This window comes from Stenotrophomonas forensis (genome assembly GCF_028752115.1).
GTDB classification, from domain to species: domain Bacteria; phylum Pseudomonadota; class Gammaproteobacteria; order Xanthomonadales; family Xanthomonadaceae; genus Stenotrophomonas; species Stenotrophomonas forensis.
On sequence record NZ_CP082270.1, the window covers coordinates 4,273,174 to 4,299,310 of the forward strand.

The window sequence follows — 26,137 nt, forward strand, 5'->3', positions numbered from 1 at the left end:
CGCCCGCCCTGCTGCCTGACGGAGCCCGCGTGACCGACGCCTCGATTCCTGCACCACCCGCCTCCGACTGGCAGGTACTACCGCAACGCGCGGCCCGCCTGGCCGCACTGGAAGGCGCCTTCGGCGGCCTGTTCGTGCCGGGCCTGCCCTTGGCGGCGGCGGCGTGGTTCTTCGATCTGCCCGGCGGGCTGTGGACTGCGGCCCTTGGGCTGCTGATCGGCATCGCCTTCGGTGCGTGGCTGGGCCATCGTCGCCTGGTCCGCACGCGCTGGAGGCTGGATGCACAGGGCCTGGGCCTGCGCCGCGACCTGATGTGGCAGCTGGAGACCCGCATTCCCATTTCGCGCGTGCAGCACCTGGACCTGCGCCGGGGGCCGCTGGAGCGCCGCGCCGGCCTGGCCACGCTGATCGTGCACACTGCCGGCACGCGCATGAGCGCGGTGACCGTCAGCGGCCTGGACGAGGCCGACGCCGAACGCCTGCGCGACACCCTTTCGCACCAGCTCGACCAGGACGCCGACGCCCTGTGAGCCTGCCGCCGCCCCTGCCCGCATCGCTGCCCGACGGTGGCGAAGACCATCGCCTGCATCCATGGTCGTGGCTGTTCGTGCTGCTGATGCAGCTGCGCCACTACTTCCTGCCGCTGATCGCGCTGCTGGTGTTCGGCCAGCGCGGCGATCGCGATCCGATGTGGGCCCAGCTGATCCCGTTGTCGGCCATTGCTGTCCTGGTGCTGGTGTCGGTGCTGCAGTACCTGAGCTACCGCTACCGCATCGGCAACGATGCAATCACCGTGCGCAGCGGCCTGCTTGCGCGCAACCGCCGCGAGATCCCGTTTGCCCGCATCCACAACGTGGAAGTGCGGCAGAACCCGCTGCACCGCCTGTTCGGCGTGGCCGAGCTGCGCCTGGAGTCGGCCGGTGGCGCGCGCCCGGAAGCGGAAATGCGGGTGCTGAAGCTGGACCAGGCCTTGGCCCTGGAGCGGCTGGTGCGCCAGCGCGGGCAAGCGCCGCAGGCCAGCGAAGCGATTGCGGTGGCCGACATCGCCGACACCGGCAATGAACACGTGCTGCTGCGCCTGTCCAGCTGGGACGTGGTGCGCATGGGCCTGCTATCCAACCGGGGCTGGGCGCTGGCGATCGCCGCCGTCGGCGTGCTGTTCCAGACCGTGCCACGGCCGGTGATGGATGACGCCCTCCAGCGCGGTGGCCGCGAGGCGTTCGGCTACGCCAGTCACCTGCACCCGGGCGTGGCCGGCGCGTTCCTTCTGGCGGGCACTGCGCTCCTGCTGGGCTGGCTGGCGCTGCGCGTGCTGTCGGTGGTGCTGACCCTGCTGCGCTACCACGGCTTCACGCTCAGCGAGCAGGAGCGCCGCCTGACCGTCTCGGCCGGCCTGCTCAGCCGCACCCGCAGCAGCGTGGCGCGTCGCCGCATCCAGGCCTGGACCCTGCGCGAAAGCACCCTGCATCGCTGGTTCGGGCTGCGCCAGCTGCGCATCGACAGCGCCGCCGGCGGGCCTTCGCGCGATGAGGACCGTGCCCTGCGCGAACTGGCGCCGCTGGCATCACGCACGCGTTGCGAGCAGCTGGTGCAGCACCTGCTGCCGCAGCTGCAGTGGCCGCCGGCACAGTGGCAGTCCATTCCGCAGCGCGGTTGGTGGCGGTTGTGCCTGGGTGCACTGCTGCTGGCGCCGTTGCTGGCGGCGGCCGCGTACTGGCGGTGGGGACCATGGGGGCTGGTGGTGCTGGCCTGGATGCCGATGGCACTGCTGGTCGCGCATCGGCAGATGGCACGCATGGGCTGGTACCTGGACGATCACTACGTGGCGGTGCGCGGCGGCTGGTGGAAGCGCTGGTGGCGCTGGGCCGAGCTGGACAAGGTGCAGGGCCTGCGCCTGCAGCGCTCGCCGCTGGACAAGCTGCTCGGCACCAGCAGCCTGCAGCTGGATACCGCCGGTGCGCATGGTGATGTGGCACTGACCCTGCATTACCTGCCACACGAACAGGCACAACGGGTGATGGAACAGCTGGCGGCGGCACTGGCACGGCGCAAACTGCGCTGGTGAGCCATGCCGGTAGTGCCGGCCGCTGGCCGGCAGCCACAGACATGCCCGGGTTTGCCGGCCAGCGGACGGCACTACCTCACCGCTGCGACGGGCCCCAGTAGCCCAGGTCCTTGCGGATCTGCAGGTCGCGCAGCCAGGTGCCGAACGGCTTGCGCCGCAGCGCGCCCATTTCGCCGGACAGGAAATCCTCGGTCGCGGCGATCACCCGCTCGCTGGAGCGGCCATCGCGGTACGGATGGATGGCATCGGCGTAACGCACGATCTCCGCCTGCAGCGCGGCGTCCGGATGCAGCGCACGCTGCAGCATCGCCGGCAGCTGTGCCGGGTCGTCGAAATCGATCATGTGCGGCTTGGGCACGCGGTTGCGGAAGGTCACCACCGGCTTGTGCTGGACGATGAACTCCGAAACGATCGACGAGGTGTCCGACACCAGCACATCGGCGGCGCGCTGCGCGGCCATCACCTGCTCCGGCTCGACGAAGCGGGCATTGGCACCGGCCAGCGCGCGGTAGCGCTCGAACAGTTCCGGCGCGCACTTCGGGTGCAGCGTCAGCAGCCAGTAGCGGTCGCCGGCGGCGATGTCGGCCGCGATCTGCGCGTGCAGGTGCGGGGCCGCGCTCAACCGCTCGGTGAAGGTCGAACCGAACAGGATCACCGGGCGACCAGCGGCCGGCGCGCGCAGCGCGGCACTCTCGCCGCCATCATCGCGGAACAGTGGGTCCAGCTTCGGCCAACCGGTCTCGGCCACCGCGAAGTGGCCCTGCTGGGCGGCGATCTGCCGGAACGGGGACGTGGTGGCCGGGCCCTGCGTGCAGTACAGGTCGAACATGCCGCGCACCCGGAAATGACCGCGCGCACTGTCCCGCTTCTCCACGTTGAAGCCATGGAACAGCTGCACCTTGGCGCCGGACAGGAAGGTCGGCACCCAGTTGGCGGCGCTGAACACCGCGCGCGGGCGCATCGCCAGGGCCTGCTTCAGGCCGATGTTGGGCACCCCGGGCAGGTGGCTGCCGGCCGCGCCGCCCTCGAACCAGGCGGCCACGTCCTGCCCGGACGCGTGCAAGGCCTGCGCCAACGGGGCGAGAATAGGCAGCGCATAGCGCTCCGTCGCAAACAACAGGTACCCGGCCATCATGTCCTCCACGACCGCTCCCATCGAACGGCCTCGCATCTCGGCGTGCATTATCGCGTTCAACGAGGCCGGGCGCATCGGCGACTGCCTGGCCTCGCTGGCCTTCTGCGATGAAATCGTGGTGGTGGATTCGCAGTCCACCGATGCCACCGTGGCCCTTGCCGAGGCCGCCGGCGCCCGCGTGCTGCAGCGGCGGTTCGAGGGGTTCCGCAGCCAGAAGGCGTTCTGCGTCGAGCAGGCCAGCCATGACTGGGTGCTGTGCCTGGACGCCGATGAGCGCATCAGCCCGGAACTGCGCACGGCCATCGAGCAGGCCCGCGACGGCGGCTTCGCCGGCCACGCTGGGTACCGCTTCGCGCGCCTGTCGGAGTACTTCGGCAGGTTCCTGCGCCATGGCAACGCCTACCCGGATCGGGTAATGCGCCTGTTCGACCGCCGCCGCGGTGGCTGGCGCGGCAAGCGCGAGATCCACGAGGCGGCCAGCGTTGACGGCAGCGTCGGCACCCTGCACGGGGACCTGATCCACTACCCGTACCGCTCGCTGCAGCAGCAGCTGGCGAAGACCGAGAAGTACGCCCGGATGATGGCCGAGCACGAGTTTGCACGCGGCAAGCGCGCCACGCTCGGCAAGCTGGTGCTGGCTCCAGCCTGGCGATTCTGGCGTGGCTTCCTGTTCCGCGGTGGCTTCCGCGACGGCTGGCACGGCCTGGTCTACGCCTATGTGCGTGCCAACTACGTGCGGCAGAAGACCATCATGCTGTGGATGCTGGGCAACGGCCAGGCGGTGGCCGATCCGGCGGCGCCTGCGGAACGGTCCTGAACGGCCTGTGTCACACTGGCCGCGCGTTGCCCGAAGGTCCCCCCCCATGAAAATCCTGTACACCAACTTCCACTACGGCGACGGTGGCGGCCATACGACGTACATCGTTTCCCTTGCGCGGGCCCTGCATGGCCGGCACGCGCTCCACGTTGCAGCCCCAGCCGACAGCCGCCTGCTGCGTACCGTGGCCGCTGAAGGCATCGCCAGCACGTTGCCGGTCGACTTCGGCAGCGGCCTGCCGACCCTGCCGCAACAGCTGGCCGAGCAGCGCGCGCTGCGCCGCCTGGTCCACGAACAGAACATCGACCTGGTCCACGTCAACGGCGCGCGCGACCATCGCGTGGTGATGCAGGCGCTGTTCGGCCTGCGCCGCCCCCCGATCCTGCTGACCAAGCACAACAGCAAACGTACCGATACCGTTGGAAACGCGCTGCGCGCACGCTGGGCCACCGATCGGCTGATCGCGGTCTCGGCCGATACCAAGCGCCTGCTGGAACAGGGTCCGTACCGGCGCTGCCCGATCGATGTGGTGCGCAACGGCGTCGACCTGGAGCGCTACTCGCCGCTACCGACCGGGGCCGGCCACGCACTGCGCCAGCAATGGACCCAGGACCCGGAGGCACTGGTGCTGGTCAGCAATGCCGGCACCGATGACTACAAGGGCTGGATCGACCTGGCCCGGGCCATCGCACGGCTGCCCGATGCGATCCGCCCCCGCGTTCACATGGCCGTGGCCGGCCACCTGCCCAGCGCGCAGCAGCGCGAACAGGTGCAGGCGCTGGGAGACGTCGCAGCTCAGGTGCACTTCACCGGCCTGCTGGCCGATACCCGCGTGCTGATCGCGGCCGGCGATATCGGCTTCGTGCTGTCCCACGACATCGAGACCATCTCCTTCGCCTGCCGGGAGATGATGGCCAGCGGCAAGCCGATGCTGGTCAGCGACTTCGCCGGCCTGCCCGAGAACATCGAACAAGGAGTCGACGGCTGGGTGGTCGCCACCCGCGACATCGACGCCATCGCCGCACAGGTGGCGGCACTGTACGCGCAACGCGATGCACTGCCCGGACATGGCCATGCCGCCCGCCGCCACGCGCAGCGGGAATTCGGCCTGCAGACATTCGCCGATGCCACGCTGGCCAGCTATGAGGCAGCACTGGCCGGCCGCTGAGGGCCGGCCTTCAATCCGCTACGCCGGCCCCCTGCAGGCGGCGTTCGTGCTCAAGCTCCGCTGCCGTCGGCCTGCAGGTGCCGGCCACCGCATCAGCGGGCACCAGCCACCAGCGGCGGCGATTGGAAACACCGGCCATTTCCGCGCGTGATCGATCGATGCAGGCCTGCAGGGCGTCCTCGTTCACCAGCAGCCAGCGTCGTTGCGGAAACAGCCGCTGCCAGCGTACGGCCGCCTGCAGCTGCTCGTGCCAGCGGTCTTCGAAACCGAAGGTTGCCGCAGGCCGATCGGCCATCAGCAGGTTCTGCTCCTTCCATGCCACCAGCCCCAGCTCGGCCTGCGGGCCGATGCGCGCGCCGACCTCACGCATCAGGCCACGGGCCGAACTGGAATCGTTCAGCAGCGGATAGGCGAGCACGCCATACAGCACCCAGATTCCCGCAAGTGTCGAGATCACGGCCAGATGGCGGCGACCGCGCCCGCTTGCCCACAGGCTCAGGCCGCCCCAGATCCCCATCGCCAGCGCCGTCCATGCCAGCGCGTCGGTAGCGCCAGGCGCCAGGCCGCGACCATGGGTGAGGCGTATTTCGAAACCGGGGTCGCCCAGCAGCGCCAATGCCCCGATCAGCGTCAATCCTGCGGCCAGCAACGCGGCGAAGGCGCCCAGCACGCCCTGCACGTCGCGCCGCTTCAGCAGCCCCGGCAACAACGGTGCCAGCGCCAGGCAGAACATCGGCAGGGCCGGCAGGATGTAGACATCGCGCTTGCCGTGGGGAATGGAAAAGAACAGCACGACCAGCAGCCACCAGGCCAGCGGCAACAGGTAACGCGGGTCGCGGCGGCGCAGCCGGCGGCACCACGCAGGCAACGCCCAGGGCAGCAGCAGGAAGGCGGGAATCCACATCGATGGCATGATCGCCAGGAAGTACCACCACGGCTGGTGATGGTCCCAGGACTGCATGTAGCGCCGCGCGGTCTGCCGGAACAGGATGTCGTCCATATAGGCCCGGTAGGGGTCCAGGCCGGTGGCCAGCGCGGCCATGATCATCGGTGCCAGCCACAGCGACACCGCCAGCAGAAACCACAGCGGCGCCAGCCAGAAGCGGACATCACCTGCATGCAGGCGTACGCGTGGCCAGTGCAGGGCCGCTGCCAGGGCGGCCGGTACGATCATCAGCAGGGCCAGCATGCCCACACCCTTGGTGATCACCCCGATGCCGGCAAAGAACCAGCCCAGCCACCACCAGCGCCAGGCAGGGCCCAGCAACAGGTGGCGCAGCAGGCCGTAGTTGGCCAGCGTGATGAACAGCACCAGCAGCGGGTCGATCTGTGCCTTCTTCGCCTGGAAGGTGAAGTGCAGCGCGAACAGCAGCGCCCAGCCCGCGTACAACCCCACGCGGCGCGTCCACAGGCGCCGGCCAAGATCCACCACGCACCACAGCGTGCCGAGCGCTGCCAGCAGCGACGGCAGCAGGAAGGCCACGCGCCAGTGGCCGACCAGGCCGTACAGCGTGGCCTGCCACCACATCAGCATCGGCGGCTTGTCCGAGTAAAGCTCCGGCCCACGATGCGGGAACAACCAGTAGCCGCTGTCGACCATCTGCCTGGCCACCAGCGCGAAGCGTGGCTCGTCCGACGGCCATGGATCGCGGAGGCCGAGGCCAGCCCCCAGCACCAGCAGGGCCATCACCACCAACAGCCACGTCTGTCGCGAGGCGTGGGTTTTCAGCATGGGACTCGAAACGGCAGCAGGGGTCAGGCTGCTTTTATCAGACGTGCGTAGAAGAAACCGTCAGCATCGTCGTCACCTGGCAGGCGCTGGCGTGCCACGCCTTCGCAATCCACGCCAAATGCGTCGCCCAGCGGCTGCGCCTCGGCATCCGGATGCCACTTGAGAAACGCGCGCACCTGGTCGATGTTCTCGGCACGCAGGATCGAGCAGGTCGCATACAGCAGCACGCCGCCCGGGCGCAGCATCGACCAGCAGGCTTCCAGCAGGCGCGCCTGCACTCCCACCAGCGCATCGATGTCCTCGGCGCGGCGGTGGAACATGACATCCGGCTGGCGGCGGATCACGCCGGTGGCCGAACACGGTGCATCCAGCAGGATCGCGTCGAACGGCACGCCATCCCACCAGGCACCGGGATCGCTGGCATCAGCGGCCAGGGTCTGCGCGTGTTCGCCCACGCCGGTACGGGCATAGGTGTCACGGGCGCGCGCCAGGCGCCGGGCGTCGATATCCAGCGCCAGCAGTCGCAGGCTCGGGTCGCGTTCCAGCAGGTGCGCCGATTTGCCACCGGGCGCTGCGCAGGCATCCAGTACGCGCGAGCCGGCAGCGGGGGCCAGTGCATCCGCCGCACACTGCGCCGACAGGTCCTGCACCGACAGCGCGCCGTCGGCGAAGCCAGGCAGCTGGTTCACCGCCACCGGGGCCGCCAGGCGCAACGCATCGGGACTGAGCGCACTGGGTTCAGCGGCAATGCCGGCCTCGGCCAGCGCTGCCAGGGCTTTGTCGCGGCCGCCATGCTGGCGGTTGGCGCGCAGCCACAGCGGCGCAGGCTGCAGGCTAGCGTTGAACACCGCTTCGGCCTGCGCCGGCCAATCCCGTTCGATCGCCTCGGCCAGCCATTCCGGGAAGGCATCGCGCGCGGGCTGCTCCGGGAAACCTTCGCGCTGGGCGCGGCGCAGGATCGCGTTGACCAGGCCTGCCTGGCGTTCGCGACCCAGCGCGCGCGCCGCATCGACCGTGGCCGACAGCGCCGCGTGCGCCGGCAGCTCCAGCACATCCAGCTGCGCGAATCCGACCATCAGCAGCGTGCGCAGATCGGCGTCACGCGCCGACAGCGGCTTCTGCATCCAGCCCTGCAATGCCGCGTCATAGGTGCTGCGACGACGCAGCACGGCAAAGCACAGCGCTTCCAGCAGCGCGCGGTCGCGGCTGTCGGCCAGCTTCGGCAGCGCCCAGGCCAGTTCGGCCTTCAGCGAACGGCCACGGGTGAAAACCTGCGCCAGCACGCGTGCGGCCAGCATGCGCGTGGCCGCGCCCGGTGCCGCCTTGGCGACGGAGAAATCGTTCTGCTTCGACACCGCTTACGCTCCCACGCGCAGGTCGCGGCGAGCGTTGAGGTAGTCGGCGGCGGTGATCGCCTTGCCGCCTTCACGCTGCAGCACGCGCAGGCGCAATGCACCCTGGCCACAGGCGATGTCGATGCCATCGCGGCTGGCGGCCAGCACCGTACCCGGTGCCTGGCCGTGGTCCGCCTCCAGCGCCACCGCGCCATGGATGCGCACGCGTTCGCCGGCCAGCGTCGCCTCGGCGATCGGCCACGGATTGAACGCGCGCACGGTGCGCGCCAGCGCGCCGGCGTCCTGCGCCCAGTCCAGCTTCGCTTCGGCCTTGTCCAGCTTGTGCGCATAGGTCACGCCCTGCTCCGGCTGCGGCCGTGCGATCGGCTTGATGCCGGCACGCAGCAGGCCCAGGCCATCGGACAGCACCTGCGCGCCCAGTTCGGCCAGCTTGTCATGCAGCTGGCCACCGGTATCGGTGGCAGCGATCGGCAGCTCCTGGTGCAGCAGCACCGGACCGGTATCCAGGCCGGCCTCCATCTGCATCAGGCAGACGCCGGTCTTCGCGTCACCGGCCTGGATCGCACGCTGGATCGGCGCGGCACCGCGCCAGCGCGGCAGCAGCGAGGCATGCACGTTCCAGCAGCCGTGGGCCGGAATGGCCAGCACCGCCTTGGGCAGGATCAGACCGTAGGCCACCACCACCATCAGGTCCGGCTGCAGATCGCGCAGCTGCTGCTGGGCGGCCTCGTCCTTCAACGATTCGGGCTGGTAGACCGGAATGCCACGGGCCACGGCTTCAAGCTTGACCGGCGACGGCGCCAGGCCACGGCCACGGCCGGCCGGGCGATCAGGCTGGGTGTAGACCGCCACGACCTCATGGTGGCGCGCAGCCGCGCGCAGCGACGACACCGCGAATTCCGGCGTACCGGCAAAGACAATCCTCATGGCTACCCCACTTGCAGGATGGATTCGTGCAGGAAAGAAAACGGCGCCGTCGGCCGGCGCCGTACAGCCCGCGCGCGCCGCGCAGGCAGGGGCCACCCGAAGGGTGGCCCGGATCGGCGATCACGCCACGTGCTTGCGCTGCTTGGCCAGCTTCTTGCGCACCATCTCGCGCTTGAGCGGCGACAGATAGTCGATGAACAGCTTGCCGTCCAGGTGGTCCATCTCGTGCTGGATGCAGGTCGCCAGCACTTCGCCGGCTTCCAGCTGCTGTTCCTGGCCGTTGCGGTCCAGGTACTTCACGGTGATGGTATCGGCGCGGGTCACGTCGGCGAAGATGCCCGGCACCGACAGGCAGCCCTCCTGGTACACCCGGCCCCCGTCCTTGGCGACGATTTCCGGGTTGATGAACACATGCGGTTCATTCTTTTCTTCGCTGACGTCGATGACCATGAAGCGCTTGTGCACGTCCACCTGGGTGGCGGCCAGGCCGATGCCCGGCGCGTCGTACATGGTCAGGAACATGTTGTCGATCAGTTCCTGGAAGGCCGGCGTGGTGACTTCGGCGGCTTCGATCAACGCAGCCTTGGTACGCAGGCGCGGATCGGGGAACTCGAGAATGGGGAGAAGGGCCATGGCTGTTTCCGGATAGGGGGCCGGCACGCCGGCATACGTCGCAGATTCTAGCTCCAACGCTTGCCTTGCGCCCCGGTTTCTGGACTATAGTGCGCGGACCTGTTGGGGAATCAGGGCTTCACACCTATGTTGCTTCGTTTTCGTACGGTCGTCGCCGCGGCGATGCTGACCGTGGCTGCCTATGCTACCGCCGTGGAAGTGAATGGCGGGCACCCGGACACCTATGTGGTCCGAAAAGGGGATACGTTGTGGGATATCGCCGCACGTTTCCTGCAGAAGCCGTGGCTGTGGCCGGAGATCTGGCAGGCCAATCCGCAGATCGCCAACCCGCACCTGATCTATCCCGGTGACGTGCTCAGCCTGGCCTATCTGGACCGGGTGACCGTGGCGGCCCAGCCGGGCCCGCGCCAGGAGGCCCCGATCGACGCCATTCCGCTGGCCCAGGTCGAGCCGTTCCTGAAGCAGCTGAGCGTGGTCGACAGCATCGAGCAGCTGCCCCAGGTGGTCGGCCTGGAGGACAACCGACTGCGCGTGTCTGGTGGCGATGCCGCCTACGTGAACCTGGCCGATGCCCAGCTGGGACAGCGCTGGGCCGTGGTCCGCCCGACCGTGCGCTACGCCCAGCCCAAGCCGAGCGAAGACCTGAACGCCAACGGCGACGTCACCCCGGGCAGCGGCAACCTGTGGAAGGCCTACAACGCACCCAACGCGCGCCGCGGCGTGCTGGGCTATGAACTGGCCCAGCTCGCCACCGGCACCATCACCCGGGTTGCCGACGGCAAGGCCGGGGCCTCCACGCTGGCGCTGGACAAGAGCACGGGTGGCCGTGAAGTCCGTGTCGGCGACCGCCTGGTGCCGGTCGAGGCCCGCCCCTATGACCTGCAGTTCGTGCCGCATGTGCCGGCCGCAGGCGTGGAAGGCGTGGACGTGCGCGTGCTCGCGGTGACCGATATGTTTACCGCCGGCGGCCCGCGCGACGTGATCGCGATTTCGGCCGGCCGCGCCCAGGGCGTCGACAATGGCACCGTGTTCTCGCTGTGGCGGCAGGGCCGCCATGTGGCCAACCGCCTGAAGTACCCGACGTCGTCACGCATGGACGATGCGCTCAGCGGCAGCGTGGGCCGGGTTGCGCTGCCGGAGGAATATGCGGCGCATGCGATGGTGTTCCGCACCTTCGACAACGTCAGCTACGCGCTGGTGATGCAGGGCGTGAAGCCGGTGCGGGTGGGCTACAACGCGCTGCACCCGGACGCGAAATAACGGTTGCCGGGCTGCCTCGGCCACCCCAGGTAGTGCCGGCCCCTGGTCGGCAGGCACCTCCGGCAAAACCTGACATTTACATGCGAAGGCGCCCGAGGGCGCCTTTGTTGCATGCGGTCGATAGTGGGGAATGACCAAGCAAGCTGATGAGGCGCTGCTGCGCCTGGTAATGGCAGGGGGCGCACTGGCGCCGCGACGGGCATTGCTGCAGAGCGCGGGCTGCGCGGACGCGGCCATCGCGCAGGGCACCGCGAACTGGCGCGCACACGGCTGCACACCGGAGCAGTGCGCCGCACTGGAACGCCCTGATGCGCGGGCGTGGACAGCCGCGCAGCGCTGGCTGGAAGACGACCATCACCACCTCCTGGCCTTCACCGACCCGGCCTTTCCTCCCCCCTTGCTGGAGGTACCCAACCCACCGCTGGCGCTGTTCGTGGCCGGTGACCCCAGCCTGGCCTGGCGCCCCTCCGTGGCCCTGGTCGGCAGCCGCTCGCCGACGCCGGGCGGTCGCGCGCTGGCGGCCCGCTTTGCCAGCGGCTTCGTCGAGGCCGGGTTGGCGATAACCAGCGGGCTGGCTGCCGGCATCGATGCAGCCGCCCACCTGGCAACCCTGGACGCCGGCGGCTGCACCGTCGCCGTGATCGGTACCGGCCCCGACCGCGCCTACCCGGACAGCCATGCCCGGCTGCAGGCCCGCATCGCCACCGAGGGCGCCGTGCTCAGCGAATACCTTCCGGGCACCGCGGCCCGCCCCGGGCACTTCCCGGCGCGCAACCGGCTGGTGGCCGGGCTGGCCCTGGCCACGGTGGTGGTCGAGGCCGCCCAGCGCTCGGGAGCGCTGATCACCGCGCGCCTGGCCGCCGAGGCCGGTCGCGAGGTCTGCGCCCTGCCCGGTTCGGTGCTCAATCCACGCGCGGCGGGCTGCCACCGGCTGATCCGTGAAGGCGCCGCGCTGGTCGAGCGCCCGGAGGAGGTGCTGGAGCTGCTGGCCCCTGCGCTGCGCCACCAGCTGCCGGGCTTGCAATCGCGGCTGGCCACCCCCACTGAACAGGCACCGCCGGCACTCCTGCCGGCGCGCTGGGCCGACGACCCTGACTACCAGTGCTTGTGGCGGGCCCTGGACCACAACCCAAGCAGTATGGATTCACTGATCACGCGCTGTGGATTGACGGCGCCCCAGGTGTCCTCCATGCTGCTGGCCATGGAACTGGCGGGAATCGTGGTGTGCGTACACGGCCGCTACTGTCGAACTCCCTAGTTTCTTCACCTCCACAGCGTCGCGCGACGCAGGCCGAGGGGCAATGAAAGAGAGCATCCTGGACGTACTGCTGTACCTGTTTGAACACTATTTCAGCGAAGATGCGGACCTGATCCGTGACCGCGATTCGCTTCAGAACGGCCTGATCCAGGCCGGTTTCAGCCCTACCGAGATCAACAAGGCATTCGACTGGCTCGATGCCCTGGCCGCGCAGCGGCCGAGCGTGTCCCAGGCCCGGGTCGATGGCCCCGTGCGCGTCTACCACGGCCCCGAGCTGGACAAGCTGGACGTGGAATGCCGCGGTTTCCTGCTGTATCTGGAACAGCACGGCATCCTTGATGCCGACCAGCGCGAGCTGGTGCTGGACCGGGCGATGGCCCTGGACCAGGACGAACTGGACCTGGACGACCTGAAGTGGGTCGTACTGATGGTGCTGTTCAACCAGCCCGGCTCCGAAGCGGCCTATGCCTGGATGGAGACGCAGATGTTCATGGACGAGCCAGAACCCCTGCACTGACCGTACACTTGGGGGCATAGCGCATTCAGGAGCGTCCCCGTGAGCGAGTGGTTCCACGCAGAAGGCAACCGGCAGCAAGGCCCGCTGCCGGCGGAACAGTTGGTTGAGTTGTTCCGCAACAACCAGATCTCCCTGGACACCCTGGTGTGGCGCGACGGCCTGCCGCAATGGCAGCCGTTGCGTAGCGTCGTCGACGAACTCGGCCTGATCGTGCCGGCACTGGATGCTTCTGCGCCGATCGTCGACGCCGAGCCGGAACCGGTTGCGCCACCTCCGCCGCAGCCACCGGTGCTGCCGCCCTCCACCCCGTACGCCACCAGCACACCGGCCGGCGTCGTGCCGGCGCCGAAGAAGCAGCTGTCCGGCTGCGCCCTCACTGCGATCATCGCAGGCGCTCTGCTGCTGGTGCTGGTGCCGATCGTGGCCATCCTTGCCGCCATCGCCCTGCCGGCCTACAACGACTACACCGTGCGCGCCAAGGTCGCCGCTGCGGCCGATGCCCTGCACCCGCTGCAGGACCAGGTGCAGCATTTCGCCGATGAGGAAGGGCGCTGCCCGGGCGCCAACGATGCCGGCTTCCCCGCCGCTGGCGATTTCACCCGGTCCGGCCTGTCGGCGGTGAACATCGGCCGCTTCAACAACGGCCACTGCGGTATCGAGGCAACGCTGTCGATGCCGGGCAAGAGCATCGACGGCGATCTGCTGTGGCTGGAATACGACCGCGACAGCGGCCGCTGGGACTGCAGCGGCGCAAGCGACGACAAGTACCTGCCGCCGGCGTGCCGCGGCTGAGCCGCGCGCGTACCGGTACCTCCAAGGACGATCCAACAGGGAACATGCAATGACTGAGTGGTATTACGCCGAAGGACAGCAACGCCAGGGCCCGCTGCCGGTCCAGGAGATCCGCCAGCGCTTCCAGCGCGGCCAACTGAACCTGGACACGCTGGTCTGGCGCGAAGGCATGGCGCAGTGGGCGGCGCTGCGCCAGGTGGTCGACGAGCTTGAACTGCAGACGCTGGCCGATGCCACGGCGGCCGCCGGCAGCGGCGGCTTCGACCTGCGCGGCGACTATGCCGCCATCGACAACGGCACCGCGCCGCTGCCCGGTACCGGCGCCCTCGGCAGCTCGCCATACAGCGCGCCTGCCGCCGCAGGCGGCGCTGGCCATGCGCAGCCGGTCATGGGCGGCGAAGTGGTCTACGCGGGCTTCTGGAAGCGCGTGGCCGCCTACATGATCGACTACTTCGTGCTGTTCATCCCCGGCAGCATCATCGGCGCCATCCTCGGTGTGGTGCTCGGCGCCAGCATGGGCGCGGTGGGCAGTGGTGAATCGGCCATCGAGGTGGTCGCGCAGCTGTCCAGCGCACTGATCAACTTCGCCATCGGCATGGCGTACTACACCTGGTTCCATGCCTCCAAGGGTGGCGCCACGCTGGGCAAGATGGCGGTTGGCATCAAGGTCGTGCGCAGCAATGGCGAACGCCTGACCAAGGCGCGCGCGTTCGGTCGCTACTGGGCCATGCTGCTGAGCAGCTTCACCCTCGGCATCGGCTTCCTGATGGCGGCCTTCACCGAGCGCAAGCAGGGCCTGCACGACATGATCTGCGACACCCTGGTGGTCGACCGCTGGGCCTTCACCGACCAGCCACAGCTGCAGCGCCGCGAGCTGGGCACGGTCACCGTGCTGGTGCTGGTGCTGACCGGCCTGCTGTCGCTGGTGGGCCTGGCCCTGCTGGTCTTCGCGGTCGGCTTCATCGCCAAGATGGCCTCCTGAACGGCCATCGTCACGCCTGGCTGCTTGACATGGGCTGGCCGGGCGTGATTCCTCTAATAAGGTGAAACCTGAACGCCCGGCACATTACCGGGCGTTCAGTTTATGGATTTTCCCGTGGCCGCTTCACTAATGCGGCCGTTTGCTCCACCCTAGCGGCCCCTTCCCCACGGTTCGCCCCACAGACCCTGCTGCCATGCCCAAGCACCTGCTCATCGTCGAATCGCCGGCCAAGGCCAAGACGATCAACAAATACCTCGGCAAGGACTACACGGTCCTGGCCTCGTATGGGCATGTGCGTGACCTGATTCCGAAGGAAGGCGCGGTCGACCCGGACAACGGGTTCGCCATGCACTACGACGTGATCGACAAGAACGAGAAGCACGTCGATGCGATCGCCAAGGCTGCCAAGGGCGCCGACGACATCCTGCTGGCAACCGACCCGGATCGCGAGGGCGAGGCGATCAGCTGGCACATCGCCGAGATCCTGAAGGAACGCGGGCTGGTCAAGGACAAGCCGATGCAGCGCGTGGTGTTCACCGAGATCACCCCGCGCGCCATCAAGGAGGCGATCAGCCAGCCACGCGAGATCGCCAGTGACCTGGTCGATGCCCAGCAGGCGCGCCGCGCGCTGGACTACCTGGTCGGTTTCAACCTGTCCCCGGTCCTGTGGCGCAAGGTCCAGCGCGGCCTGTCCGCCGGCCGCGTGCAGAGCCCGGCGCTGCGCATGATCGTCGAGCGCGAGGAAGAGATCGAAGCCTTCATCGCCCGCGAATACTGGTCGATCGCCGCCGAGTGCGCGCACCCCTCGCAGCACTTCAACGCCAAGCTGATCAAGCTGGACGGGCAGAAGTTCGAGCAGTTCACCATCACCGACGGCGACACCGCCGAAGCCGCCCGCCTGCGCATCCAGCAGGCGGCGCAGGGCTCGCTGCATGTCACCGACGTGGCCAGCAAGGAGCGCAAGCGCCGCCCTGCACCGCCGTTCACCACCTCCACCCTGCAGCAGGAAGCCTCGCGCAAGCTCGGTTTCACCACCCGCAAGACCATGCAGGTGGCGCAGAAGCTGTATGAAGGCGTGGCCATCGGCGACGAAGGCACCGTCGGCCTGATCTCGTACATGCGTACCGACTCGGTGAACCTGTCGCAGGATGCGTTGGCCGAGATCCGCGACGTGATCGCCCGCGATTACGGCATCGCCTCGCTGCCGGACCAGCCGAACACCTACCAGACCAAGTCGAAGAACGCCCAGGAAGCGCACGAAGCCGTACGCCCGACCTCGGCACTGCGTACCCCGGCCCAGGTCGCGCGGTTCCTGACCGACGACGAGCGCCGCCTGTACGAGCTGATCTGGAAGCGTGCGGTCGCCTGCCAGATGATTCCGGCCACGCTCAACACGGTCAGCGTCGATCTGTCGGCCGGCAGCGAACACGTATTCCGCGCCAGCGGCACCACCGTGGTCGTGCCCGGCTTCCTGGCCGTGTACGAGGAAGGCAAGGACAGCAAGAGCGCCGAGGACGAAGACGAAGGCCGCAAGCTGCCGGCGATGAAGCCCGGCGACCGCGTGCCGCTGGAGCGCATCCAGGCCGAGCAGCATTTCACCCAGCCGCCGCCGCGCTACACCGAAGCGGCGCTGGTGAAGGCGCTGGAAGAGTACGGCATCGGCCGTCCCTCGACCTACGCCTCGATCATCCAGACCCTGCTGTTCCGCAAGTACGTGGAAATGGAAGGCCGCAGCTTCCGCCCGTCCGATGTCGGCCGTGCGGTGTCCAAGTTCCTGTCCAGCCACTTCACCCGCTACGTGGACTACGACTTCACCGCCAAGCTCGAGGACGAGCTCGACGCCGTCTCGCGTGGCGAGGAGGAGTGGATCCCACTGATGGCCCGCTTCTGGGAGCCGTTCAAGGAACTGGTCGAAGACAAAAAGGAATCGGTCGACCGTGCCGAGGCCAGTGGCGCCCGCGAGCTCGGCACCGACCCGAAGACCGGCAAGCCGGTCAGCGTGCGGCTGGGCCGCTTCGGGCCGTACGCGGCCATCGGCAGCACCGCCGAGGACGCCGAGGAAAAGCCCAAGTTCGCCTCGCTGCGCCCCGGCCAGTCGATGCACACCATCTCCCTGGAAGACGCGCTGGAACTGTTCCTGATGCCGCGTGCGCTGGGCGAGGACAACGGCGAGCCGGTCAGCGTCGGCATTGGTCGTTTCGGTCCGTTCGCCAAGCGTGGCAGCACCTATGCCTCGCTGAAGAAGGAAGACGACCCGTACACCATCGACCTGGCCCGCGCCGTGTTCCTGATCGAAGAGAAGGAAGAGATCGCGCGCAACCGGATCATCAAGGAGTTCGAGGGCAGCGACATCCAGGTGCTGAACGGCCGCTTCGGCCCGTACATCAGCGATGGCAAGATGAACGGCAAGATCCCCAAGGATCGCGAGCCGGCCTCGCTGACCCTGGCCGAAGTGCAGCAGCTGATGGAAGAAACCGGCAAGCCGGTGCGCAAGGGCTTCGGTGCCAAGAAGGCCGCTGCCAAGAAGGCACCTGCCAAGAAGGCGGCGGTGAAGAAGGAAGCGGCGCCGAAGAAGGCCGCCGCCAAGAAGGCCCCGGCCAAGAAAGCGGTAAAGAAGGCTGCCGCGAAGAAGGCCCCGGCCAAGAAGGCCGTGAAGAAGGCCGTAAAGAAGGCAGCCAAGTAGATCCACGCCATGCGTGGATGAGGGGGGGCGGACCCACGGTCCGCACCCACCAACAATGCCGGCCAGCGGCCGGCACCACCGAGCGGCACCGTTCCACCCCTTCTGCACGCAGCAGGGGGATAATGAAGCCCCACGCCGGGCCGGTCGCCGCCATGAAAGAACTCACCCTGGACTCTGCTGTCGCCACGCTCCGCGCGGGCGGCGTGATCGCCTACCCGACCGAAGCGGTCTGGGGCCTGGGCTGCGATCCTTCGCACGAAGCCGCCGTGCACATGGTGCTGCGGCTGAAGCAGCGCCCGATCGAGAAAGGCATGATCCTGGTGGCCGCCGAACTCGCGCAGCTGGAAGGCTGGGTGCGCCTGCAGGCGCTGCCCGACGCGCGCCAGCGCGCGGTGCTGGCCAGCTGGCCCGGTGCCAACACCTGGATCCTGCCGGCCGGCCCGCGTGCGCAGCCCTGGGTCACCGGCGAGCACAGCGGCATCGCGGTGCGCATCAGCGCCCACCCGCTGGTGGCCGCACTGTGCCGTGCCTGGGGAGGCCCGCTGGTCTCCACCAGCGCCAACCTGGCCGGGGAACCACCGGCACGCAGCCGCGAAGAGCTGGACCCACGCCTGCTGCGCCTGCTCGACGGTATCCTCGATGGACAGACCGGCGGCCTGGCCCAGCCCACCCCGATCCGCGATGCACTCAGCGGCAACGTGCTGCGCTCCTGAGCCGACGATTGCGCTGCCGCGGACAATCACGCACCCTGCCGCCATGACCCTGCTGCGCGCCGCCCTGAGCCTGAGCCTGCTGCTGCCGTGGACGGCGAGCGCCGCCGAGGCCGAGGACGTGCGCGTGTACCGCTGCGTGGCCAGCAACGGCGCCGTCGCCCTGCAGGACCGGCCGTGCAATAGCGGCCGCCAGGAAGTACGCGACCTGCAGCGTCCGCGTGACCCCGCCCCCCGCGTGGTACGCAGCGATGCCGCACCGCCGCTGCCCAGCGAGACGCCGGTCATTCGCGAGCGCGAAGTCCGCCACGTCTACATCCAGCCACCGCAGCCGATGTACGAATGCGTGAGTGACGATGGCCGGCGCTATACCAGCGACAACAACGAAGGCAATCCGCGCTGGGTCCCGCTGTGGACCAGCGTCTGGCTTCCGCGTGGGCATCACGGCCCGGCATATCCCGGGCCGCGACCGGCCATCGGCACGCCGGTCGGTACGCCCATTGGCGAAGGCGCGGGGTATCGCCCGCCTGCGGTGGGGGTAGGCGTGCAGGTCCCGGCCGGCAACGTGCTGGTCCGCGACAGCTGCCACGCGCTGCCGCCGCAGGAAGTCTGCGCGCGCCTGCGCGACCACCGCTGGGAACTGAACCGGCGCTACAACAGCGCGCTGCAGAGCGAACGCACCGCCATCAGCAACGAGCAACGCGGCATCGATGCGCGCCTGTCGCGCGATTGCCAGCGCTGAGCGCGGCGTCCCAGCGCAGCCTGTACGCTGTACGCATGAACAGATTGATCTGGCTGGCCCTGGCCCTGCTGCCCGGCGCTGCATTGGCTGACGAGGGCGTGATCTACCGCTGCATGTCCAGCAGCAGTGACATCCCTACCCTGCAGCGCACGCCCTGCCCGGCAGGCAGCACGCAGCAGGTCGTGCGCGTGCCGGCGCCCTCCAGCCCGCAACCCGCCGTGGTTGAACGCCCACAGGCGCTGGCTCCGGTTCCGCCACCGGTTCCCCAGGCCAGCGAACCCGCTGCAGCGCCTGCAACGCCCGCGGCACCACGGCGCGCGGACCAGGGGCGCACGATCATGGAAGCAGGCATGGTTGAACGCGAAGGCGGCGACCAGATTCTCGACAGCGCGACGCTGCAACGCGAAGCCGAGGCCCGCGCCGCATCCGGCGACGGGCCACCGAAACCGCCGTTGCCACCGATCTTCCAGTGCACCGACAGCCAGGGCGGTGGCTACCTGCACGAGTACGAGGCCGCCCCCGGGCGCTGCGAACTGATGACCGTGCAGGGGCTGGGCGGCGCCACGCCGGTGAATGCAGCAGGCTGCGAAGTGGTGCGTGACCGCTGCGAGGCGCTGCCCGAGGCGCAACGCTGCGGCAGCTGGCAGCAACGCTTCCGCGATGCACGCGGCCGCGAGCGATTCGCCGCACCGGAGAACCGCGATACCGCGCGCGGTGAACGCGAACGGCTGCAGGGCGTGCTGGAGGCCAGCAACTGCCCGGTGCCGGGGTGACAGCCACCGGTAGTGCCGGCCGCTGGCCGGCAACTGCAATCATCTGAAGATCCTGAGGTTGCCGGCCAGCGGCCGGCGCTACCCTCGAACGATCAGAACCCGTAGCGCAGGAAACCGCCATCCACCGCGATGCACTCGCCGGTGACATAGCTGGCTGCCGGCAGGCACAGGAAGCCCACGGCTGCGGCCACTTCATCGGGCTCGCCAATGCGGCGCATCGGCGTGCGGTTGATCACTTCCTCGTAGTAATCCGGGTCCGACAGCGGACCGGACGTGCGCCGCGTACGGATGTACCACGGCGCCACCGCATTGACCCGGATGCCATCCTCGGCCCACTCGACGGCCAGGTTGCGGGTCATCTGGTGCATCGCCGCCTTGCTCATGCCGTACACCACGCCACTGCGCACATGGGTCAGGCCGGACACGCTGCCGACATTGACGATCGACGACGACGCGTGCCGGGCCAGCAGCGGATGCGCGTAGCGCGACAGCTCGAACGCAGAGAACAGGTTGGTCTCGAAGATCTGGCGCCATTCGTCCTCGGAGTATTCCGTGGCCGCCTTGGTGACGTTGCCACCGGCATTGTTGACCAGGATATGCAGGCCATCGCTGTGATCTTCCACCCAGTCCAGGATCTGGCGGCGGTCCTCGTCATCGGAGACATCGGCAGCCAGCGCGTGCACCTGGTGCTGCGGATACACGTCCAGCAGTTCGTCGCGTGCCGTCTCCAGCATGTCGATATCGCGGCCGACGATCATCAGGTCGGCACCGAGGCCGGCCAGTTCATGCGCGATCGCCAGGCCGATACCGGCGCTGGCGCCGGTGATCAGGGCGGTCTGGCCATCCAGGCGCCACCGTTGCTGGGTCATGTGTCCTCCGGGGCCGCGCCCGCTGTGTTTCGATGCCGCAAGGATACGCGCTCACGGCGGCTGCCTGCCGGGGGTGCGACACTGCCCGTACGCCCACCGCGGAGAGCCGCCATGCGCATGTTGATCCTGTCCTCGCCCCTGCTGGCCACCGTGCTGCTGGCGGGCTGCCAGCGCCCACCGGCGCCGAACCCGGAAAAGCCACCGGTACCCCGGGCGATGTCGCGCACGATCAACCAGCCGCTGGACCGCGCCAAGGGCGTGCAGAAAACCGTGGACGATGCCGCTGCGCGTGAACGCACGGCCGAAGCCGAGGCGACGCAGTAACCCCGCAAACGAAAACGCCCGGCCGAAGCCGGGCGTTTCCAGTAGATCCACGCCATGCGTGGATAGGCGCTCCGATCAGAACCCGCAGAAGCAGTACGCCAGCGCCTTCACCGGCGCACCGTTGCCCTTCTCGCGGGCTGCGTTCTCGACGAAGCGCAACTGCGTGTCCACTTCCGGCATCGTGCGGGCCAGCATCATTCGCGCCATGCCCGAGTCGGACAGCATCCACGCACCGGCGCGGCTGCCGGCGAAACCGCTGACGAACTGCGCGAACGGCGTCGCCGCCTTCTCGATGTAGCGCACGCGGTAGGCATCGGCCTTGCCCAGCTTGGCGCGGCTGGCGGCGTCGGCCACGGCATCCTTCAGGCCACCGAAGGCATCGACCAGGCCACGTTCCTTGGCCTGCGCACCGCTCCACACGCGGCCACGGGCCACTTCGTCGACGGCCTCGACCGGCTTCTTGCGCGCATCGGCGACGCGGCCGGTGAAGTCGGCATAGCCCTTGTTGATCACCGTCTGGATGACCTGGCCGACGGCCGGGTCCATCGGACGGGTGACGTCGAAGGCACCGGCAAAACGGGTGGTGCCGACGCCATCGGTGTGCACGCCGATCTTGTCCAGCGCGCGGCTGAAGTTCGGCACCATGCCGAAGATGCCGATCGAACCGGTGATGGTCGAGGGATCGGCATAGATGCGGTCGGCATTCATGCTGATCCAGTAACCACCGGACGCAGCCAGATCGCCCATCGACACCACTACCGGCTTGCCGGCCGCCTGCAGGGCCACCACTTCGCGGCGGATCTGCTCGGAGGCGAACACTTCACCGCCCGGCGAATCGACGCGCAGCACCACGGCCTTGACGTTCTCGTCGTCGCGCGCGGCGCGCAGCAGCGCCGAGGTCGACTCACCACCGATGCGGCCGGCCGGCAGGTCGCCGCCGCTGATCTCGCCTTCGGCCACCACCACCGCCACCTGCGGACGCGAGTCCACCGGGTTGCGGCGAGCGTCGAGCAGCGCCAGGTAGCGCCCGAAGTCGACGTTGCGGAAACCGCCGTCGGCATCGTCATCGGCCACGCCACGCTCGATCATCAGATCCTCGAATTCCTCGCGGGTCTTCAGCGCGGTTACCAGCTTCTGCTGCAGGGCGAACTTGGCCAGGTCGCCACCGGCGGCGGCGATGCCCTCCGGCAAGGTGTCGATGCCGGCGGCCAGCTGGGCCGGATCCAGGCGGCGGGCCTTGGCGATGTCGGCCAGGTAGCGCTGCCACACGTCGTTCATCCAGAACAGGTCGGCCTCCTTGGAGGCCGGCGAGGCGGCGTCGAGCACGTACGGCTCGGCGGCGGACTTGTACTCGCCCACCTTGAACAGATGCACGTCCACGCCCAGCTTGTCCTGCAGGCCGGTGCGGAAGTACTGGCGGTAGCGGCCCAGGCCCTCAAGCACCACCGACCCCATCGGGTCCAGGTAGACCTCGTCGGCCTGTGCGGCCAGCAGGTACTGCGACTGGCCCATGCTCTCGCTGTAGGCCACCAGCTGCTTGCCGGACGCGCGCAGGTCCTGCAGCGCCGACGCCACTTCGCGCAGCGAGGCGAAGCCCGACGGCTGCAGCTTGTCCAGCTCCAGCACCACGCGCTCGATCTTCTTGTCTTCCTTGGCCGACTCGATCACCCGCAGCAGGTCGCGCAGCTGGATCTCCTCGGCACCGTTGTCGCCCACCGCCTTGGCCAGCGCGCGGCTGACCGGATCGGCGCTGAACTGCTCGACCAGGCGTCCTTCCGGCGCGATCACCAGGGTGGTGCGGTCCTGCAGCGATTTGCTGGCACCGGCGCCCATGCCGGCAGCAATGACGAACATCACCAGCAGCAGGAACAGCAGGCCGAAGAACACCAGGTTGAGGATCAACCGGCGGGTGAAATTCATGACGTCCCACAGCCCGATGAAGAAGCTGGCGACGGGATTGCGACGCGCCGGGGGCAGCGGGGGCACGGGTTGATTCATGGAACGCTCCGGATGGCTTCTTGCCGTGGTACCAGCATAGCCGGTGCCGTGTGATGCGGCATCGGACACAAGTCAGGGGATCGCCCGCCATGGATCAGCATGGCGGGCAGGAAGGATCAGGACAGGGTGGACTGGCCGATGCGCAGGCTGCTGCGGCGCAGGCGCCAGCCCATCAGGATGGCGGCCGCGGTCAGGCCCACGATCAGGCCGATCCACATGCCCTGCGGGCCCATGCCCAGGCCCAGGCCGAGCCCGGCGCCAAGCGGCATGCCCAGGCCCCAGTACGCGAACATGGCGATGAACATCGGTACGCGGGTGTCCTTCAGGCCGCGCAACGCGCCGGCCGACAGCACCTGGATGCCATCCGGGAACTGGAAGGTGGCCGCGTACAGCAGCAGGGTCGAGGCCAGGCCGGCCACCGCCAGATCGTTGGTGTACACGCCGACGATGGCATCGTGGCCGAACAGCAGCACCGCCGCCGACAGCGTCTGCGTGCCCATGATGATCGCGTAACCGGCCCACGCCGCACGCCGCACACCGAAGCCGTCACCACGGCCGACGGCATGGCCGACGCGCACGGTAGTGGCCTCGGCCACGCCCATCGGAATCATGAAGCACAGCTGCGCGACGTTGATCGCGATCTGGTGCGCGGCCGCCTCGTTGGCGCCCAGGCGGCCTATCAGCAGCGCGGTGACGATGAACAGGCCACCTTCCATCAGCACGGTGATACCGATCGGCAGGCCGGTGCGCAGCAGTTCCCAGATCGCCTTCCAGCGCGGCCCTTCGAAGTGCGAGAACAGCTGCAGGTGGGCGAAGCGCTTGGTGAACCACAGGTAGGTAGCGAAGGCGATCGCCTGCAGCCACATCATCACCGCCGAAGCGATGCCCAGGCCTTCGGCACCCATTTCCGGGAAACCGAGCTTGCCGTTGGCCAGCACATAGCCCATCGGCGCCAGCACCAGCAGGCCGCCGAAGCCAAGCAGCATGGTCGGCAGTGTCCAGTGCATGCCCTCGCTCAGGTAGCGCATGCAGAAGTACAGGGTCAGCGCCGGGCCGCCCCAGCGCACCGCATGCAGGAACGCGGTCGCGCCCGGCACGATGTCCGGTGCGATGCCGAAGGCCGGCAGCAGCGGCGGCACCACGGTGAGGAAGGTGAACATGATCAGGCCCAGGCCCAGTGCCAGCCACAGTGCCTGGCGGAACAGTGGGCCGATCTCGCGCTCGCGGCCAGCGCCGTGCAGCTGCGATACCGAGGCGGTGAGCGAGATCAGCGTGCCGATCGGGATCAGCATCGGCAGCCACAGCAGGGCGGTGCCGATGGTCACCGCGGCCAGGGTCGCGGTGGCGTGGTGGCCGGCAATCACGTTGTCGACGAAGGAGATCAGGCCGGTGGAGACATGGCCCAGCACAAGCGGCAGGGCGAGCAGACCGGTGGCGCCGACTTCCTTGCTGAAGCGCGGCGTGGAGGTTGCAGTAGACATAAGGTGCTTGACGCGAACTACGGTTGCGCGCGAAGGGCACAGGCACCGGGTTTGCGGCCGGTCATCTTACGCGCGCAGCGCGCGCATTCCCATGACACGGTGTGAATGCTGGGTTCCAGCCACAAAAAGGGGACGGAGGGGATTAAGTCGTTTCAGACCCAATTGTTCCGAATACGACTTAATCCCCTCCGTCCCTTTTTTTACTGTCCGGCCTGGCGCTTGAGCCAGGTGTCACGCTCGGCGGCGGGCACCGCGAGGAAGGCGCTGCGCACCGCGTCGCGTTCCTGCGGCGGCGTGCGCTGTGCGACCAGGGCCAGCTGTGCCAGCTGGGCCGGGCTGAGCTGGCGCAGCACGGCCAGCGCGGCCTCGCGCTGTTGCGGCGGCACGTAGCCGAACAGGCCATGCAGCTTGGGAAACACCAGGCCCAGCTGCGGGCCCAGTCGCCAGCCTTCGCGGAAGGCCTGGTCCTGCGCCTGGAACTGCTGGCGCAGGCGCTGCTGCTGGTCGGCCGGCAACGCGTTGAATCGCGTCGCGGCCTGGCGGATGCGCTCACGCTCGCCTTCCGGAAGCGCCCGCCACGCGGCGTAGTCGGCACGTCGCTGGCGCTGCTGCGCTGCATCCAGCTGCGCGAAGGCCGACGGCGCAACGGCCGGGGCCGGTGCTGTCGCCTCAACGCCGGGCGCCGGCGCAGGCAGGGGCACATTCAAGGTCTGCGGTGCGGCGGACAGCGACAGCGGCAGGGCCAGCAGCGCGCTGGCGAACAGGGTCTTATTCATCGGCAGCGGTGGTTTCCAGCGTGGCACTGGCCGGCTCGGGCCGGCTCGGCCTGGATTGCGATTCGTCCACCGGCAACGGACCGCCTGCGGCGGTCCACGCATACAGATCGGCATCGGCCAGCAGCGGGTAGTCGCGGTCGGCCAGCATCGTGGCGTCGTCTGCGGCCTGGGAAGGCGTCGTATCCGGCGCGGCATTGACCGTGCTCGGCGGCAACGCCTCCACCGTGACCGGGCCTGCCTCGCCGACCACGCCTTCCGGCAACGGTGCCGCGGCACCGAACGAACGGCCCTGCAGGTAGCGCCAGCCCAGCGCCGCCGCCAGCAGTACGGCTACGGTCAGCAGCAGGATCAGCGGGCCGCGCCAGCGCGGCTTGGCAGTCGGGCGGCGGCGCTTGCCATTGGCGGCGGCACGCGCTTCCTGCGGCGGCGCGCGCCAGCTGGAAGTTACGGGTTCATTGTGGGCGGCCGGTGCGGCCGGCTGCTGCAGCTGCTGCAGGCGCTTGGCCGGCAGGTCGCGGATGCGCAGCTGTACCTGTTCGGCCAGTTGGCGCCAGGCCGACGCGTCGGGCTGGCCGTGCGCATCGCGCGGGCAGGCATTGGCCAGCAGGTGCTGGTAGCCCGCTTCGTCCTGGTCGAGCACGCGCATGGCGATGCCTTCGTCCAGGCTGCCGCCCACCCGCAGCAACAAGGCCAAGCGCGGCAGCGGGTCCATCCCGCCCAGTGCGGCCAACGGCGGCGCCCACTGGCCGCCTGCCGGCTCGCGCAGTGCCTGGCGCTGGCCCAGCAGGGTCCAGAAGCGGGTCGGCCACTGTGCCATCGGCAGGTCGCTGGCCACCGCGGCAAACGCGCGCATCACCGCCACCAGGGTCTGCTCGGCGCGGGCAGCATCGCCGCACTGCAGTTCAGCCACCACCAGGGCACGGCGTTCAACACCACGCAGGAACGCCGACAGCGCACCGGCCGCGGTCGAGGAAACAGGGGCGGGCACAGCCGTCATCGGTCACTCCAAAGGTCTGCCGGCATGATAGCGGCAGGCCATCGACGCCCGTAGGACTTGCGCCCGCTGGCACTTCGTGCTGCAGGTTGTGCACAGCACCACGCCCCCCTCGGGCAAAACTGGGGCATCCAGCTGAATCCACT

The 26,137-nt window shown here is 68.9% G+C and carries 24 protein-coding genes; 14 read left to right on the forward strand and 10 right to left on the reverse strand.

Annotated features, from left to right (window positions below; all coding sequences use genetic code 11):
• Nucleotides 1–29 precede the first annotated feature (29 nt).
• Together K5L94_RS19590 and K5L94_RS19595 are read left to right on the forward strand one after the other, a co-directional pair.
• Nucleotides 30–530 (forward strand): PH domain-containing protein, encoded by a 501-nt coding sequence (locus tag K5L94_RS19590; RefSeq protein ID WP_049457916.1) that lies wholly within the window; start codon nt 30–32, stop codon nt 528–530.
• Nucleotides 527–2,065 (forward strand): PH domain-containing protein, encoded by a 1,539-nt coding sequence (locus K5L94_RS19595; RefSeq protein WP_274511185.1) that lies wholly within the window; start codon nt 527–529, stop codon nt 2,063–2,065. Before K5L94_RS19590 ends, K5L94_RS19595 begins: the two co-directional genes overlap by 4 nt.
• A gap of 76 nt (nt 2,066–2,141) precedes the next feature.
• On the opposite strand, the gene K5L94_RS19600 is transcribed toward K5L94_RS19595, so the two are convergent.
• Nucleotides 2,142–3,200: a CDP-glycerol glycerophosphotransferase family protein gene (locus K5L94_RS19600; protein ID WP_053450898.1), complete on the reverse strand. Its 1,059-nt coding sequence runs from the start codon at nt 3,198–3,200 to the stop codon at nt 2,142–2,144.
• Between K5L94_RS19600 and K5L94_RS19605 the strand changes: the two genes are divergently transcribed.
• On the forward strand, nt 3,199–4,017 hold the full coding sequence (locus tag K5L94_RS19605; RefSeq protein ID WP_053450899.1) for a glycosyltransferase family 2 protein: 819 nt from the start codon (nt 3,199–3,201) through the stop codon (nt 4,015–4,017). The two genes, K5L94_RS19600 and K5L94_RS19605, sit on opposite strands and share 2 nt — an antisense overlap.
• 46 nt (nt 4,018–4,063) lie before the next feature.
• Entirely contained in the window at nt 4,064–5,185 is a 1,122-nt protein-coding gene (locus tag K5L94_RS19610) for a glycosyltransferase family 4 protein (protein WP_053450900.1), read from the forward strand.
• 10 nt (nt 5,186–5,195) lie between these two features.
• On the opposite strand, the gene K5L94_RS19615 is transcribed toward K5L94_RS19610, so the two are convergent.
• From K5L94_RS19615 to def, 4 genes are all read right to left on the reverse strand, one after another.
• Nucleotides 5,196–6,917 carry an ArnT family glycosyltransferase gene (locus K5L94_RS19615; RefSeq protein WP_274511187.1) on the reverse strand — a complete coding sequence of 574 codons (1,722 nt, stop codon included), beginning with the start codon at nt 6,915–6,917 and terminating at the stop codon, nt 5,196–5,198.
• 23 nt (nt 6,918–6,940) lie between these two features.
• Complete coding sequence (gene rsmB / locus K5L94_RS19620) at nt 6,941–8,272, reverse strand: 16S rRNA (cytosine(967)-C(5))-methyltransferase RsmB (protein ID WP_053450902.1); 1,332 nt, start codon at nt 8,270–8,272, stop codon at nt 6,941–6,943.
• 3 nt (nt 8,273–8,275) lie between these two features.
• Complete coding sequence (gene fmt, locus K5L94_RS19625; protein ID WP_274511188.1) at nt 8,276–9,199, reverse strand: methionyl-tRNA formyltransferase; 924 nt, start codon at nt 9,197–9,199, stop codon at nt 8,276–8,278.
• 120 nt (nt 9,200–9,319) lie between these two features.
• Nucleotides 9,320–9,832, reverse strand: a complete 513-nt coding sequence (gene def, locus K5L94_RS19630) for a peptide deformylase (protein ID WP_008267110.1) — start codon at nt 9,830–9,832, stop codon at nt 9,320–9,322.
• A gap of 126 nt (nt 9,833–9,958) precedes the next feature.
• Here def and K5L94_RS19635 point away from each other — a divergent pair, with 126 nt between their 5' ends.
• The 9 genes from K5L94_RS19635 to K5L94_RS19675 all read left to right on the forward strand — a co-directional run bounded on the left by K5L94_RS19635 (nt 9,959) and on the right by K5L94_RS19675 (nt 19,549).
• The gene (locus tag K5L94_RS19635; protein WP_053450904.1) at nt 9,959–11,092 is read left to right on the forward strand and encodes a LysM peptidoglycan-binding domain-containing protein; all 1,134 of its coding nucleotides are present in this window, start codon (nt 9,959–9,961) and stop codon (nt 11,090–11,092) included.
• A gap of 130 nt (nt 11,093–11,222) precedes the next feature.
• On the forward strand, nt 11,223–12,350 hold the full coding sequence (gene dprA, locus K5L94_RS19640) for a DNA-processing protein DprA (protein WP_274511189.1): 1,128 nt from the start codon (nt 11,223–11,225) through the stop codon (nt 12,348–12,350).
• Between the two features lie 43 nt (nt 12,351–12,393).
• Entirely contained in the window at nt 12,394–12,867 is a 474-nt protein-coding gene (locus K5L94_RS19645) for a DUF494 family protein (protein WP_053450906.1), read from the forward strand.
• Nucleotides 12,868–12,906: 39 nt separating this feature from the next.
• Nucleotides 12,907–13,659: a pilin gene (locus tag K5L94_RS19650; RefSeq protein ID WP_164086559.1), complete on the forward strand. Its 753-nt coding sequence runs from the start codon at nt 12,907–12,909 to the stop codon at nt 13,657–13,659.
• A 49-nt stretch (nt 13,660–13,708) separates the two neighbouring features.
• On the forward strand, nt 13,709–14,641 hold the full coding sequence (locus tag K5L94_RS19655; protein WP_053450908.1) for an RDD family protein: 933 nt from the start codon (nt 13,709–13,711) through the stop codon (nt 14,639–14,641).
• Between the two features lie 193 nt (nt 14,642–14,834).
• Nucleotides 14,835–17,324 carry a DNA topoisomerase I gene (locus K5L94_RS19660; protein WP_053450909.1) on the forward strand — a complete coding sequence of 830 codons (2,490 nt, stop codon included), beginning with the start codon at nt 14,835–14,837 and terminating at the stop codon, nt 17,322–17,324.
• Between the two features lie 122 nt (nt 17,325–17,446).
• Nucleotides 17,447–18,037, forward strand: a complete 591-nt coding sequence (tsaC, locus tag K5L94_RS19665) for an L-threonylcarbamoyladenylate synthase type 1 TsaC (protein WP_164086561.1) — start codon at nt 17,447–17,449, stop codon at nt 18,035–18,037.
• Nucleotides 18,038–18,080: 43 nt separating this feature from the next.
• Nucleotides 18,081–18,776, forward strand: coding sequence for a DUF4124 domain-containing protein (locus K5L94_RS19670; RefSeq protein ID WP_274511191.1), 696 nt, complete (start codon nt 18,081–18,083; stop codon nt 18,774–18,776).
• Between the two features lie 35 nt (nt 18,777–18,811).
• A complete protein-coding gene (locus K5L94_RS19675; protein WP_180879575.1) occupies nt 18,812–19,549 on the forward strand; it encodes a hypothetical protein in 738 nt (245 codons plus the stop codon).
• A gap of 92 nt (nt 19,550–19,641) precedes the next feature.
• On the opposite strand, the gene K5L94_RS19680 is transcribed toward K5L94_RS19675, so the two are convergent.
• Nucleotides 19,642–20,418, reverse strand: coding sequence for an SDR family oxidoreductase (locus tag K5L94_RS19680; RefSeq protein ID WP_049456856.1), 777 nt, complete (start codon nt 20,416–20,418; stop codon nt 19,642–19,644).
• A gap of 111 nt (nt 20,419–20,529) precedes the next feature.
• On the opposite strand from K5L94_RS19680, the gene K5L94_RS19685 reads away from it, so the two are divergent.
• The gene (locus tag K5L94_RS19685) at nt 20,530–20,742 is read left to right on the forward strand and encodes a hypothetical protein (RefSeq protein WP_274511192.1); all 213 of its coding nucleotides are present in this window, start codon (nt 20,530–20,532) and stop codon (nt 20,740–20,742) included.
• 75 nt (nt 20,743–20,817) lie between these two features.
• Here the strand turns inward: K5L94_RS19685 and sppA are convergent, their stop codons facing one another.
• From sppA to K5L94_RS19705, 4 genes are all read right to left on the reverse strand, one after another.
• The gene (gene sppA / locus K5L94_RS19690) at nt 20,818–22,740 is read right to left on the reverse strand and encodes a signal peptide peptidase SppA (protein ID WP_040006996.1); all 1,923 of its coding nucleotides are present in this window, start codon (nt 22,738–22,740) and stop codon (nt 20,818–20,820) included.
• A 116-nt stretch (nt 22,741–22,856) separates the two neighbouring features.
• Entirely contained in the window at nt 22,857–24,221 is a 1,365-nt protein-coding gene (locus K5L94_RS19695) for an MATE family efflux transporter (protein ID WP_049456854.1), read from the reverse strand.
• A gap of 200 nt (nt 24,222–24,421) precedes the next feature.
• A complete protein-coding gene (locus K5L94_RS19700; protein WP_053450913.1) occupies nt 24,422–24,997 on the reverse strand; it encodes a DUF3106 domain-containing protein in 576 nt (191 codons plus the stop codon).
• Nucleotides 24,990–25,994 (reverse strand): hypothetical protein, encoded by a 1,005-nt coding sequence (locus K5L94_RS19705; RefSeq protein ID WP_053450914.1) that lies wholly within the window; start codon nt 25,992–25,994, stop codon nt 24,990–24,992. Before K5L94_RS19705 ends, K5L94_RS19700 begins: the two co-directional genes overlap by 8 nt.
• Nucleotides 25,995–26,137: the final 143 nt, after the last annotated feature.